A 13,226-nucleotide genomic window follows, 5' to 3' on the forward strand; every position below is an offset into this window, starting at 1 on the left:
CACCATCCCAACCATGGAGGTTACTCCTCATGTTTTGCAACCAGTGTGAACAGACTGCCAAAGGAACCGGCTGCACCAAGGTCGGCGTGTGCGGCAAGCAGCCCGAAGTGGCCGCTCTCCAGGATCTTCTCATCTATGCCCTGCAGGGGCTGTCCGAAGTGGCCGTGCAGGCCCGCGCCAAGGGCGTGTCCGACGCCGACCTGAACCGCTTCGTCAACGAAGGTGTTTTCTCGACCCTGACCAACGTCGATTTCGACCCGGCCCGCTTCGAAGTCCTGATCAGGGACGCCGTGGCCCGCCGCGAAGCCCTCAAGGCCAAGGCCGGCGTCAATGTCGCCACCCCGGCCGCCACCTTCGCCCCGGCCGCGACCCTCGAAGGTCTCGTCGCCCAGGGTGAACAGCACAATATCTCCGAAGCCCTGGAAGCCCACGAAGACCTTCGCTCCCTGAAGCAGATCCTCATCTACGGCCTCAAGGGCGTAGCCGCCTACGCCGACCACGCCGCCATCCTGGGCCGCGAGGACGAGAGCGTGTACGAATTCGTGCAGCGCGCCCTGGCCAAGAGCCTGGACAAGCTGGGCCTGGAAGAGCTCATCGGCCTGTGCATGGAGTGCGGCCAGGTGAACCTCAAGGCCATGGAGATCCTGGACGGCGGCAACACCGGCACCTACGGCCACCCGGTCCCGACGGAAGTCCCTCTGGGCGCCAAGCAGGGCAAGGCCATCCTCGTCTCCGGCCATGACCTGAAGGATCTGGCCATGCTCCTGGAGCAGACCGCGGGCAAGGGCATCAACATCTACACCCACGGCGAGATGCTGCCCTGCCACGGCTACCCGGAACTGAAGAAGCACGCTCACTTCCACGGCCATTACGGCACGGCCTGGCAGAACCAGCAGAAGGAGTTCGCCGAGTTCCCCGGCGCCATCCTCATGACCACCAACTGCATCCAGAAGCCGGTCGAGTCCTACAAGGGCAACATCTTCACCACCGGCCTGGTCGGCTGGCCCGGCGTGACCCACGTCGGCAAGGACTTCTCCCAGGTCATCAATAAGGCCCTGGAAATGCCCGGCTTCGCGGCCGACGAGGACAAGGGCAGCGTGCTGACCGGGTTCGCCCGCAACGCGGTTCTGGGCGTGGCCGACAAGGTCATCGCCGCGGTCAAGGGCGGCGACATCCGCCACTTCTTCCTGGTCGCCGGCTGCGACGGCGCCAAGCCCGGCCGCAACTACTACACCGAGTTCGTCGAGAAAGTGCCTAGCGACTGCGTGGTCCTGACCCTGGCCTGCGGCAAGTTCCGCTTCTTCGACAAGAAGCTGGGTGACATCGGCGGCATCCCGCGCCTGCTGGACGTCGGCCAGTGCAACGACGCCTACTCGGCCATCCAGATCGCGGTGGCCCTGGCCGGCGCCTTCAACTGCGGCGTGAACGACCTGCCCCTGTCCATGGTCCTGTCCTGGTACGAGCAGAAGGCCGTGGCCATCCTGCTGACGCTGCTTTCCCTCGGCATCAAGGGCATCCGCCTCGGGCCCAGCCTGCCGGCCTTCATCACCCCGAACGTCCTGAACGTGCTGGTCGAAAACTTCGACATCAAGCCCATCACCACGCCGGACGAAGACCTGAAAGCCATCCTCGGCTAGCCCTGACCGGTCGGCCATCCTCCACAAGGCCCCGCCCCGCGCGGGGCCTTTTTCGTTCACGCTCGTCAACCGGCTGATTGCGCACTCCCAGGTTGACAGCGCGCCTGGTTCATGGCCACAGAATCCGGAAGCGGCGCAACGCAACCCGGACACAGCATGGACGAACGCACGAATCCCCTGGACCGCCTCAAGGACTCCCTGACAGCCGCATTGTGGCGCACCCGCCCCGAACACGGACCCGTTCCCTGGATCGTGATCCGCCTGCTCCGCACCCTGTTTCTGGCGGCCAAAGGGTTCGATGCAAGGCAGGGCCCCCTGCACGCATCGGCCCTGACCTTCTATTCCCTGCTGTCCTTGGTCCCCCTGGCGGCCATGGCCTTCGGCGTGGCCAAGGGCTTCGGCTTCGAGCAGATGCTTGAGCGCGAACTGCTCAAGCATTTCGCCGCGCAGCAGGAAGTGGTCCTGCAGGTCATCGGCTTCGCCCGCAACATGCTCGACAACACCAAGGGCGGCCTCATCGCCGGTGTGGGCGTGGCCGTATTGTTCTGGTCCGTGATCAAGGTGCTGGGGCGCATCGAGGAGAGCTTCAACCTCATCTGGGGCGTCACCCCGCGCCCCCTGATGCGCAAGCTGAGCGACTACCTGACGGTCATGATCATCGGCCCGGTCCTGCTCATCATGTCGGGCAGCGTCACGGTCTTCATCGCCTCGCAGGTCTCGGCCCTGTCCTCGCAGGTCGGCCTCGAAAACGTGGTCGACCCGGCCGTGTCCCTGGGCCTGGCCCTGGCCCCATACGTGCTGCTGTGGGTCCTGTTCGCCCTGGTGTACATGATCATGCCCAACACCAGGGTGCGGCTCGGGAGTGCCATGCTCGGCGCGGTCCTGACGGGCTCGGCCTACCAACTCCTGCAGGTCGCCTATGTCCGGTTCCAAATCGGGGTGAGCAGCTACAACGCCATCTACGGCAGCTTCGCGGCCCTGCCCCTGTTCCTGGTCTGGCTGCAGCTGAGCTGGATCATCGTCATCTTCGGTGCGGAAATCGTGCACGCATTTCCCGATTCGGAGTTTCCTCAAGCCGAATCGGGCTGCGCGACCCGCAGCATCTCGCAGACGCGGGTTCTGGCCCTGGCCATATGTCACGAGGTCGTGAGCCGCTTTCACCGCGGCGAAACGCCTCCGAACGAGAAGGAGCTGTCCACCGCACTGGACATCTCAATCGCCGAAATCCACGAAATGACCGACATGCTCGACCAGGCGGGCATCCTCAGCCGAACGGCGCACGGCGAAAGCCCGGCGCTGCAACCGGCCCGCGACAGTTCCGGCATCACGGTTCAGGATGTTCTCACCGCCGTGGACAATGCCCATGCCCGCGCATTCTTCCCCAACCGTCACCCGAAAATGGCCGCCATGGCCGACTGTCTGCGCAGACTCGGCTTGTCCGCAGACGGCATGCCGAACTCGGCCCTGCTGCGCGACGTGCCCCTCGCAAACTCCGAAGCACCTGACGACGGGACCGCGGGTAAAAATTAATCATTTTTGTTTAAAATTTTTTAGAAATTCAGCAACAAATAGGAATAAAGTAACAAAAAAGTAAATATTACTTTTTTTCAGGACATCCCGCCGCCGTCAAATCTCCCGAAATATCCGCGTAATCGCGAAGCCGCCGCCGAACAGATCATTTTTTTCAACCTAATATCCAACATGTTACATACAAGCGACGGTTCAACTTCGCCTGCTCGGACAGCGCGGCATCCTTGTTGCTTCTGACGCGGCATGAGCACGTCCACCTGTTCCACCGAACTGCGGGTTCTGCTGGCCATCAGCAAGGTCATCGACCAGGCCCTGGACCTGGAGAGCGCCCTGGAGTCCATCCTCAAGATTCTCTCGGACACCATGAGCATGCGCCGGGCCACGGTCACCCTCTACGACCCCCAATCCGGCCGTCTGGCCATCTCCACGTCCAACGGCCTGTCCGACCAGGAAAAGCGGCGCGGCGTGTACCGCATGGACGAGGGCATCACCGGGACCATCTTCCGCACGGCAAGGCCCTACGTGGTGCCCGATATCTCCATGGAACCGCTCTTCCTGGACAAGACCGGCACAAGGCGCATCAGCCGCGAGCGCATCTCCTTCGTCGGCGTGCCGATCCTCCTGCATGGCAGCCCCATCGGCGTCCTCAACGTGGACCGGGTCTTCACGGGCCAGGAGCAGCTCGACGCCGACACCGAGTTCCTGACCGTGGTGGCCACCCTCATCTCGCAGTTCCTGAGCCTGAACGAAAAAGTAAAAAAAAGGGAGGCGGCCCTCAAACAGGAGAACACGTCCCTCAAATACCAGATCGCCAAGGAGAACCACGGGCCCTACATCGTGGGCAAGAGCCAGGCCATGCTGGAGGTCGAGCAGTACGTGGCCAAGGTCGCCACGACCAAGGCCACGGTGCTGCTGCTCGGCGAATCCGGCACGGGCAAGACCCTCATCGGCCGCATCATCCACGAACTGTCCGACCGCAAGGCCCACCCCTTCATCAAGGTCAACTGCGCGGCCATCCCGGAGAATCTTCTGGAGGCCGAACTCTTCGGCTACGAAAAGGGCGCCTTCACCGGCGCCAACAGCGCCAAGCCAGGGCGCTTCGAGGACGCCCACCTGGGCACGATCTTTCTGGACGAAATCGGGGAGCTGACCCTGACCCTGCAGGCCAAACTCCTGCGCGTCCTGCAGGAGCGGGAGTTCGAGCGCATCGGCAGCAACCGCACGCGCAAGGTCGACGTGCGCATCATCAGCGCCACCAACCGAGAGCTGGATCTCCTGGTCTCCCAGGGCCTCTTCCGCGAGGATCTCTACTACCGCCTGAACGTCTTCCCGGTGCGCGTGCCGGCCCTGCGCGAACGCAAAGAGGACATCCCGCGCCTGCTGAACCACTTCCAGAAGGAGCTTGAGCGCGAATACGGGCGCAGCCTGACCCTGACCGCCGAAGCCCTGAACCTTCTGCTGGGCTACGACTGGCCCGGGAATGTGCGTGAACTCGAAAATCTCGTCGAGCGCCTCGTCATCCTGACCGACGACAAGTCGGTGGAAGCCGAATTCATCCGCGGTTTCCTGAACCCGGAAACGCACCGCCCACATGCCGCCCGCACCATCCAGGAACCGCCGTCACCGCCGGCGGAACAGTGCCAGCCATTGCGGGAAACGGAGCGCAAGGAAGTGGTGGCGGCCCTCAAACGCAATGCCTGGATTCAGTACAAGGCCGCGCGCGAGCTCAATCTCACCCCCCGCCAGATGGGCTACCGCGTCCGGAAGTTCAACCTGGAGGAACTCATCGCCAAAGGGCGCGTGGAATCCCGCAGACATCAGCCATGACCCCAAGGCCCGGCCGGATCCCAGCACCAACCTCCCTCGTCCGGCCGGGCTTCCTTCTTCACTTTCCCCCAGCATCCGTGCTATGCACAAAGCAGGCGCCAAACGTCCAGGCGGCGACCCGCAGCCTTTGCCTCACAAAGGTTCGCGACTTGCCTCTTGACGAGCGCTTCCGAAAAGCACAAGGGGAGATACCGAAAATTGCCCGCACGCGGCAGAGTTTCACTTCAGGGAGCACAGCGAATGTTCATGCGATTCAAAGCGTTCGGCTTTGTGGCCGGACTTTTTCTTTTTGTTCTGACCAACCAGGCCATTGCCCAGCCCGCCCCTTTCGGACTTGAGAACGTCGTGGCCCTGGCCAGGGACCTCGCGGCCAAGCCCTTCGAGGACAACCAGGGCCAGGTCCCCCAGATACTGCGTGACATCTCCTACGATCAGTGGCGGGACATCCGCTTCGATCCCGAAAAGAGCCTGTGGCGCGACGAAAAGCTGCCTTTCGAACTGCAGTTCTTCCATCCCGGGCTGTTCTACGACCGCACGGTCGCCATCAACATCATCGACAAGGACGCCCCCGCGCGCCTGGACTTCGACACCACGGCCTTCAACTACGGCGGCAACAACTTCGCCGGACAGATTCCCGCGGACATGGGCTACGCGGGCTTTCGCATCCACTCCGCCATCAACACCAAGAAATATCTCGACGAGTTTCTGGTCTTCCTTGGCGCCAGCTACTTCCGCGCCGTGGGCAAGGGTCAGCACTACGGGCTTTCGGCCCGCGGCCTGGCCGTGGACACGGCCGAAGCCACGGGCGAGGAGTTCCCCTTCTTCAAGGAGTTCTGGATCGTGAAGCCGGGCAAGAAGGACAAGAGCATCGTCATCTACGCCCTGCTCGACTCGCGCCGCGTCACGGGCGCCTTCCGCTTCGACGCGACGCCCGGCGCCGAGACCGTCATGGACGTCGAATCGGTCGTTTTCCTGCGGGAACCGGTGGCCAGGCTCGGCATCGCCCCTTTGACCAGCATGTTCATCTTCGGCGAGAACTCGAACCCGCGCGTCAACGACGACTTCCGCCCCGAAGTGCACGACTCCGACGGCCTCATGGCCAGATTCGAGAACGAGGAATGGCTCTGGCGCCCCCTGCAGAACCCCAAGACCCTGGCGGTCAACGTCTTCAACGCCCCCAACATCCGCGGCATGGGCCTCATGCAGCGCGACACGGACTTCGACAACTACCTCGACCTCGAAGCCAGGTACGAGGCCCGGCCCAGCGCGTGGATCGAGCCCAAGGGAGACTGGGGTCCGGGACAGCTGCACTTGGTGCAAATCCCCTCCCCCGAGGAGATTCACGACAACATCGTCTCCTTCTGGGCGCCGGAAGTCACGCCGGAACCGGGCAAACCCCTGCGCTTCGACTACAGGGCCCGCTGGACGGCGCCGCATCGCGTGACATCGCCCGAGGGGCAGGTCATTTTCACGCGCACGGCCAAAGGCAAGGGCGAAAGGTCCAGGCTCTTCGTGCTCGAATTCGCGGGCGGCAAGCTCGACGACCTGCCCGACGACGCCGCCCTGGACGCCAACGTCTGGATCGGCGAGGGCGGCAAGCTTCTGGAAAAACGCGTCTACAAGAATCAGGTCACGGGCAACTGGCGCCTGGCCTTCGAGATCGAGCCCGACGCCTCGTCGGGCCTTTCCCTAGTCCTGTCGGACAAGCGCCCCTTCATCGAGATGCGCGCCACCCTGCAACATGGCATGGCTCCGCTGACGGAGACATGGTCCTACGCCATCAAGCTGTGATGAAAAAAGAAACGGCTGACCCATCCCAGACCGGTCTTCAGGACATGTTCCGCCCCCCGGTCGAGACCCCGGCCATGCTGCTGGAGGCCCGCATGGAGGCCGCCGGCCGCCGCATGGCCGTCTACCTGCGGCACCTGCCCCTGCCGGAAAGGACACGGCACGAACTGGCTCTGGCGGCCCTGACGGAACTGGCCAAGGACCCGGGCGTCAACCCGGTCCAGGCGGAAGCCAGGGGCATGAGGATCCTGCGCGAATTGCTATCCGAGCAGACACCGGCAGTGCATGTCGTTCCTGGACCCGGCGTCCGGAGGAGGCACATGAGGCCGGAGGAGATGGATCGTCGCCCGTGGGTGCGGGTCTACCTGAACTTCATGCGGCCGCTGTGGATCATGGTGGCAGGCTTCTTCAACACGGCGCTGATCGACTTCCTGCTCTATGCGCTGCTCCTGGCCGGGCTGCGGATCATGGACATGCAGCTGCCCTGACCCGCAACACCCGATATTCCCGCTGCCGCGCCCACAGATACGGCGGCGGACGACTCCTTGAAGGAGAAAAATGAAACGCGAATTTCTGAATGAACCGTGGCGCAAGATCGCCTCACGCCGCAGGCTCCTGCTCCTGATCCTGGTCCTCGCTCCGGCCCTGACTGCCGCCTACGTCATGGGCGGCCTTCTGCCGCACAAGGGGCGGACGGTCCTTGAAGCCGCCATCATCGCCGTCTACTGCGTGCTCTTCATCTGGATTTCACTGGGCTTCTGGACAGCCCTGGCAGGTTTCTGGACACTGCTGAAGAGAGATGACCGCTTCGCCGTGAGCCGGTCGCGCGGGGAGCTCGATGCGCCCATCCGCCAGAACGTCAGGACCGCCATTCTCTTCCCCGTCTGCAACGAGGACCCCGAGCGCATCATGGCCGGCATCCAGGCCGTGTGGCGTTCCCTGACACGGCTTGGCGCCGCGGACCGCTTCGACATCCACATTCTGAGCGATTCCAACGACCCCGAACGCTGGGTGCAGGAAGAGGCCGCCTGGAACCGCCTCTGCAACGACCTGTCGGCCCACGGGCACATCTTCTACCGCCGCCGGCGCATCAACCTCAAGCGTAAGAGCGGCAACGTGGCCGACTTCTGCCGCCGCTACGGCGACCACTACACCTACATGATCGTCTTCGACGCGGACTCGGTCATGTCCGGCGAGACGCTTATCCGCATGGTGCGCATCATGGAGCGCAGGCGCAACGTCGGCATCCTGCAGACGGCACCGGCCTGCACGGGCCGCGAAACCTTCATCGCCCGCGCCCAGCAGTTCGCCAACAGGGCCTACGGCCCCATGTACGCGGCGGGCCTGCACCACTGGTTCCTGGGCGACGCGCAGTTCTGGGGGCACAACGCCATCATCCGGGTCAAGCCGTTCATGAAGCACTGCGCCCTGACGCGCCTGCCCGGCAAACCGCCCCTGGGCGGGGACATCATGTCCCACGACTTCGTGGAGTCGGCTCTCATGCGCCGAGCCGGCTATTCGGTCTGGCTGGCGTATGATCTCGAGGGCAGCTACGAGGAGGTGCCGCCCAACCTGCTGAACGAGCTCAAGCGCGACCGCCGCTGGTGCCAGGGCAACCTCCAGCACCTGCGCCTGGTCTTCACCCGCGGCATCTTCCCCGGCCACCGGGCCCTGTTCCTGAACGGCGTCATGGCCTACGGCTCGGCGCTGCTGTGGTTCCTGTTCCTGGCCCTGGCCACGGCCGAAGCCGTGTCCGAGGCTCTCGTCCAGCCCGATTACTTCACTCCAACCAAATCCCTCTTCCCCGTCTGGCCGGTCTGGGACCCGATCCCGGCCCTGAGCCTTCTGGCCGGAACGGCCATCGTGCTGTTCCTGCCCAAGGTCTGCGCCCTGCTCCTGGCCCTGATCAAAGGACGCCGCAAACAGTTCGGCGGCTTTTTCGCCCTGTGCGGCAGCATCATGACGGAGGTCGTCCTCTCGACCCTGCTCGCCCCCGTGCGCATGCTCTTCCACAGCAAGTACGTCTTCCTGACCCTCATGGGCATGGGCATCGGCTGGGGCACGCAGCAGCGCGACGACGAGGGCACCAGTTTCTGGGATGCCCTGCGCTTTCACGGCGGCGGCACGCTCCTGGCCCTGGTCTGGGGCGCGGCCCTCTTTCAGATCAACCGCGTCTTCTTCTGGTGGAGTTCGCCGCTGGTCATCTCGCTGCTGCTGTCCATCCCGGTGTCCATGATCACCAGCCGGGCCGAAGTCGGACGGTTCCTGCGCCGCCTGCGCATCTTCGTCACCCCCGAGGAAGTCCGCCTGCCGCGCGAATACGAGGACATAGACGCCTACATGCAGAGCACGTCCAACGATCGCAGCGGATTCGGCATCCCCTCCGAGGACGGGTTCGTACGCGCCGCCGTCGTCCCGGCCATCAACACGCTGCACCGCAACCTGCTGCGCGGGCCACGATCCCTCGCCCCTGAAATCGCCAAGCGCCGCGACGCCCTGCTGGACCGGGTCCTGCAACACGGCCCGGCGGCCCTGAACAAGAAAGAGCGCAAGGAGCTCCTCTACGACAGCGAGCGCATGGAGCGGCTGCACCACGGCATCTGGGAACTCCCGGAGGAGACGCTGGAAAAGCTGTGGAACGTTCGCCTGAGTTGACGGAACGCCTGCCCGCCACGCGGGCGAAGAACGTCTGATTCCACCAGAGGTCCCGGAGGTTACACAAAACCGCCGGGACTTTTTTTGCCCCAATCCGTCATCATCCTTTCACTTTCTGTTCCGGATGCATTCCGATGCACGTCGAAGATGGATCTCGCGCGTTGCCCGACCAGGCCGCGCTGCGCTCGCGATGACGGCCGTGACAATGCGTCATTGTGAGGAGTCTTCGACGCGGCAATCCAGTTTTCACGATCTTTATTCGATGTAGGTAAGCGCACGTCGAAGATGGATCGCTCGCTACCCTCGCGATGACGGGGCACGTGTGATGATGCGTTCGGAGCGACGTTCGACGACGTCGGTGTGCATCCAATGATAGCCTGGAAGCCCTAACCGGAAAAAAAAAGCCCCGGGAGAACCCGGGGCTTTGCGAGGGGAGATTCCCCTGAAGAGCCTAGTTGGCGCTGGCCTTGAATTCGTCGCGACGATTCTTGGACCAGGCGGCCTCGTTGGAGCCCTGCACGGCGGGGTATTCTTCGCCGTAGCTGATGATGGACATCTTGGAAGAGTCCACGCCCATCAGGACCAGAAACTCGTAGGCGGCACGAGCTCTGCGTTCGCCCAAGGCCAGGTTGTATTCGTTGGTGCCGCGCTCGTCGCAGTGACCTTCGATCAGCAGGTTCAGGCCGGGGGTGGACTTCAGCAGTTCAGCCTTGTCCGTCAGGATCTGACGGGATTCCTGGCTCAGCTCGTTGGAATCGAAAGCGAAATAGATCCGATCCGCAGCGATCTTCTCGATGGCCTGACGCTGCAGTTCGGCCAGGCGCTGGGCCTCGAGCTGCTCGGCGGTCAGACCGCCCTGCGTGCCGTAGCCGTCACCGGAACCGGCAGCAGTCGCGCCGGCAGGAGTGGACGCCACCTTCTTGGAGCAGCCGCCGGCCATGGCCAGGCAAAACACCAACACGATCAATCCAAAAATACCTAACTTCTTCATAACTTCCTCCATTAACGAAAAAAAACCAAGCCTTAGCCACTATAATTTCCCCCAGGCCGGAGAGCTCGCCTCACCTGGCCCGGTTGGAATCAAAATAGGTTCGTCCCCGTGCTTCGTCGTCAGATAAATCTGCTTCGGTCCGGATCTGCTGGACGAAAACGCGATGAAATACCCGTCCGGGGACCACGTCGGATCTTCATCACTGCCCCCTCCAAATGTCAACTGGCGTTCCTGCCCGGAGATCAGATCTGCAAGAAATAATTTATGAACTCCGTTGACCATATGGGCGAAGACGACCTGTGTGCCGTCCGGGCTGATGCTCGGACTGGTGTTGTACTTCCCGGTCATGGAGACGCGTTTGACCTCTCCGCTGCCGAGATTCTTCAGGAAAACATGCGGATTCCCCAATCTGTTGGAAACAAAGACCATTTTCTGGCCGGAACGATCGAAGTCGGGACTGACGTCGATGCCCCAGTTCTGTTCCAGGGGCCTGCCGACGCTGTAGTCGGACTTGAGCTCGTAAATCTCGGGGTTTCCGCTCATGTCCAGGCTGATGGCCACGGAACCGGACTTGGTGAAGGCGGGCGCGATCAGCGTGTTGCCCGGAAGCCTTTTCGTCTCCAGCGACCTTGTCTGGCGGTCCCAGACGCAGAGGTTGTGGTGCTGCTTGTCGAGGAAGACGAACACGAGCTTCTGGCCGTCATGGGACCACGAGGGGCTGACGCAGATGCCGTCGAGATTGGTGACCTTCTGCAGGTTCAGGCCCTGAGCCGTGCACATGTAGATCTGCTTGCGGTTGCCCTCCTTCTTGACGAAGGCGATGTTGGACCGGAAGAAGTCACCCTGGCCCGTCAAAGCCTCCATCAGGTCCGCGCAGAAGCGGGCCGCCACCTCGGGCACCTGCTGGTTCGTGTTGACGCTGTAACCTTTGCCGACGATCAGGCGGCCCGTGTAGACCTCGTAGGCCCGCAGTTCGACCTCGCCCACTCCGCCGGGCCGCGGCGTCCAGGCCGCGGTGACCAGCACGTCGGCGCGGGAGAGCTGGAACTTCTTGAGATCGAGGTTCGGCGTCACGTACCCGCCCGGATTGGGCCCACCGACGATGTCCCTGCCCCCGAGCATGTTGAAGAAGGGCAGAAAGGCGCAGTTGGCGTGAATGCGCTGCTGCAGTTCAAGGGGAGCGTTGCCCGGGATGGCCCCGAGAGGACCGACGCTGTCCTTGGACAGCGGGTCGGCCACGAACAGGTTCACCCTCGACTGGCCCGGACCGAAGATGTCGATGCTCATCACGTCCGCGCCCCAGACCGGAGCCGCGACGACGCACAGGAGCACCACAAGCAAAGAGAGTTTTCTGATCAAGACCGTCTCCTACCCGTTTTCCGTATTGTAAAAAGTTATCCTGAACGTTGTCGGCAGCGTTTCGGGAAGCTCCGGCAGTTTCCTGGTGTCTTCGATGGCCCGCATGACGGAAGCGTCGAAGTCCGAGCGCCCGGAACCGTTGACCATGCGCGAGCCGAGAATCTCGCCGCCCTTGTTGACCCGCAGCTCCACGGTCGTGGCCAGGACCACGTTGGACAGGCGGGGGAATCTCCAGTTCTGGCGGATGACCTTGATGACCTGGGACGCGTAGAAGTCCTCCAGGCTGCCCGTGGATTCACCTTCACCCTCGCCGTCCTCGGCCGTCCCGTCGCCGCTGGTGCCCCGTCCCGAGACCTCGCGGCCGGCATCGGCCAAGGCATCGGCCAGGGCGTCCTTGGAACCGCCCTTGGTGGAACCCTTGGCCGCACCCTCGGCACCGGGTCGGGTCTGCTTGGCGGTCTTGGACACGTCGCCCAGGGCCTCGGCCAGGATATCCTCCTTGCTGGGCGCCTTCTTGGTCTTGTCGTCCTTGGCGTCCTTCTTGGGATCTTCCTTCTTGCCCTCGTCCTTTTTGGCTTCGTCCTTCTTGGGCTCCTCCTTCTTCGGAGCCTCCTTTTTCGGCTCCTCTTTCTTGGGCTCTTCCTTCTTGGGCTCCTCCGGCTTGACCTCGGCCACCGTGGCGTTCTCTGTCGGCACCGGTTTGGCCGTTTCCGACGGGGCGGCCTTTTTCTCGGGCTTCTTGGGTTCCTCGGGGGCCTTGGCCACCGGAGCTTCCTTCGGGGCCGCCTTCTGCGGCGCGGACTCGGGCGTCACGGCCTGCCTGGGAGCGCTCTTGGCGCCGGGCTTGCCCTTATGCGGCGGCCCGACGAGATTGACCTCATACATCCGCTTGTTGAGGTTGAGTTTGATATGGGAATCGGTGGAAACGTAGACTCCTCCGATAAACACTGCAAGGTGCAGGGCAATAGAGAAGACCCAACTCAGATGACGCAGGGAATACGACACGACAACGCCTTGAGCTTAGAGCTTCTCTTCTTCAGGTTCCGCAACCACGCCGAGTTTCTGCACCCCGGCGGCCCTGACCTCGGCCATGACCTTGACGACCACGCCGTAGGCCACATCCTTGTCCGCCTGGAGATACAGCAGTTTACCCTTCTGCATTTCCATCCGCCTGAGATGGTTGCCTAAATCCTCGATCTTGACCTCGTACTTGTCCAGCTTGATGGTCCCATCCTTGAGGACATGCAGCACGACTGTGTCGCTGTCCTCGGGCAGGGTTTCCACCGCCTTGGTTTCCGGAAGGTCGACTTCCACGCCCTGGGTCAGCATGGGCGCCGTCACCATGAAAATGATGAGCAGCACCAGCATGACGTCCACGAAGGGCGTGACGTTGATCTCGGCAAGGAAGCCCTTGCCTGAGTTTAACTGCATGCCCATGG

At 63.0% G+C, this 13,226-nt stretch carries 10 protein-coding genes; 6 read left to right on the top strand and 4 right to left on the bottom strand.

Features of this window, described 5'->3' with window-relative positions; all coding sequences use genetic code 11:
- Positions 1-29 precede the first annotated feature (29 nt).
- The 6 genes from hcp (at position 30) to mdoH (ending at position 9,437) form a co-directional block, all read left to right on the top strand.
- Entirely contained in the window at positions 30-1,637 is a 1,608-nt protein-coding gene (gene hcp / locus ACYQ3G_RS13660) for a hydroxylamine reductase (RefSeq protein WP_459826490.1), read from the top strand.
- A gap of 156 nt (positions 1,638-1,793) precedes the next feature.
- Entirely contained in the window at positions 1,794-3,167 is a 1,374-nt protein-coding gene (locus ACYQ3G_RS13665; protein WP_459826492.1) for a YihY/virulence factor BrkB family protein, read from the top strand.
- 243 nt (positions 3,168-3,410) lie between these two features.
- Positions 3,411-4,994: a nif-specific transcriptional activator NifA gene (gene nifA, locus ACYQ3G_RS13670; protein ID WP_459826494.1), complete on the top strand. Its 1,584-nt coding sequence runs from the start codon at positions 3,411-3,413 to the stop codon at positions 4,992-4,994.
- A 246-nt stretch (positions 4,995-5,240) separates the two neighbouring features.
- On the top strand, positions 5,241-6,785 hold the full coding sequence (locus tag ACYQ3G_RS13675; protein WP_459826497.1) for an OpgD/OpgG family glucan biosynthesis protein: 1,545 nt from the start codon (positions 5,241-5,243) through the stop codon (positions 6,783-6,785).
- The gene (locus ACYQ3G_RS13680; protein WP_459826499.1) at positions 6,785-7,270 is read left to right on the top strand and encodes a hypothetical protein; all 486 of its coding nucleotides are present in this window, start codon (positions 6,785-6,787) and stop codon (positions 7,268-7,270) included. Before ACYQ3G_RS13675 ends, ACYQ3G_RS13680 begins: the two co-directional genes overlap by 1 nt.
- Before the next feature lie 70 nt (positions 7,271-7,340).
- Positions 7,341-9,437, top strand: a complete 2,097-nt coding sequence (gene mdoH / locus ACYQ3G_RS13685) for a glucans biosynthesis glucosyltransferase MdoH (RefSeq protein ID WP_459826501.1) — start codon at positions 7,341-7,343, stop codon at positions 9,435-9,437.
- A gap of 451 nt (positions 9,438-9,888) precedes the next feature.
- Here the strand turns inward: mdoH and pal are convergent, their stop codons facing one another.
- From pal to ACYQ3G_RS13705, 4 genes are read right to left on the bottom strand one after another with little or no spacing between them, the layout of a single operon-like run.
- A complete protein-coding gene (gene pal, locus ACYQ3G_RS13690) occupies positions 9,889-10,428 on the bottom strand; it encodes a peptidoglycan-associated lipoprotein Pal (RefSeq protein WP_028578257.1) in 540 nt (179 codons plus the stop codon).
- A gap of 39 nt (positions 10,429-10,467) precedes the next feature.
- Positions 10,468-11,787, bottom strand: coding sequence for a hypothetical protein (locus ACYQ3G_RS13695; protein ID WP_459826503.1), 1,320 nt, complete (start codon positions 11,785-11,787; stop codon positions 10,468-10,470).
- A 9-nt stretch (positions 11,788-11,796) separates the two neighbouring features.
- The gene (tolA, locus tag ACYQ3G_RS13700) at positions 11,797-12,792 is read right to left on the bottom strand and encodes a cell envelope integrity protein TolA (RefSeq protein WP_459826505.1); all 996 of its coding nucleotides are present in this window, start codon (positions 12,790-12,792) and stop codon (positions 11,797-11,799) included.
- A gap of 15 nt (positions 12,793-12,807) precedes the next feature.
- Positions 12,808-13,224 (bottom strand): ExbD/TolR family protein, encoded by a 417-nt coding sequence (locus ACYQ3G_RS13705; protein WP_459826507.1) that lies wholly within the window; start codon positions 13,222-13,224, stop codon positions 12,808-12,810.
- Positions 13,225-13,226: the final 2 nt, after the last annotated feature.

The organism is Desulfomicrobium salsuginis (assembly GCF_054657795.1).

Bases quoted from the DNA above. Each gene is read 5' to 3' on its own strand.
- nifA (WP_459826494.1), top strand. From the start codon at position 3,411: ATGAGCACGTCCACCTGTTCCACCGAACTGCGGGTTCTGCTGGCCATC.
- ACYQ3G_RS13680 (WP_459826499.1), top strand. From the start codon at position 6,785: ATGAAAAAAGAAACGGCTGACCCATCCCAGACCGGTCTTCAGGACATG.
- hcp (WP_459826490.1), top strand. From the start codon at position 30: ATGTTTTGCAACCAGTGTGAACAGACTGCCAAAGGAACCGGCTGCACC.
- ACYQ3G_RS13665 (WP_459826492.1), top strand. From the start codon at position 1,794: ATGGACGAACGCACGAATCCCCTGGACCGCCTCAAGGACTCCCTGACA.
- ACYQ3G_RS13675 (WP_459826497.1), top strand. From the start codon at position 5,241: ATGCGATTCAAAGCGTTCGGCTTTGTGGCCGGACTTTTTCTTTTTGTT.
- mdoH (WP_459826501.1), top strand. From the start codon at position 7,341: ATGAAACGCGAATTTCTGAATGAACCGTGGCGCAAGATCGCCTCACGC.
- pal (WP_028578257.1), bottom strand. From the start codon at position 10,428: ATGAAGAAGTTAGGTATTTTTGGATTGATCGTGTTGGTGTTTTGCCTG.
- ACYQ3G_RS13705 (WP_459826507.1), bottom strand. From the start codon at position 13,224: ATGGGCATGCAGTTAAACTCAGGCAAGGGCTTCCTTGCCGAGATCAAC.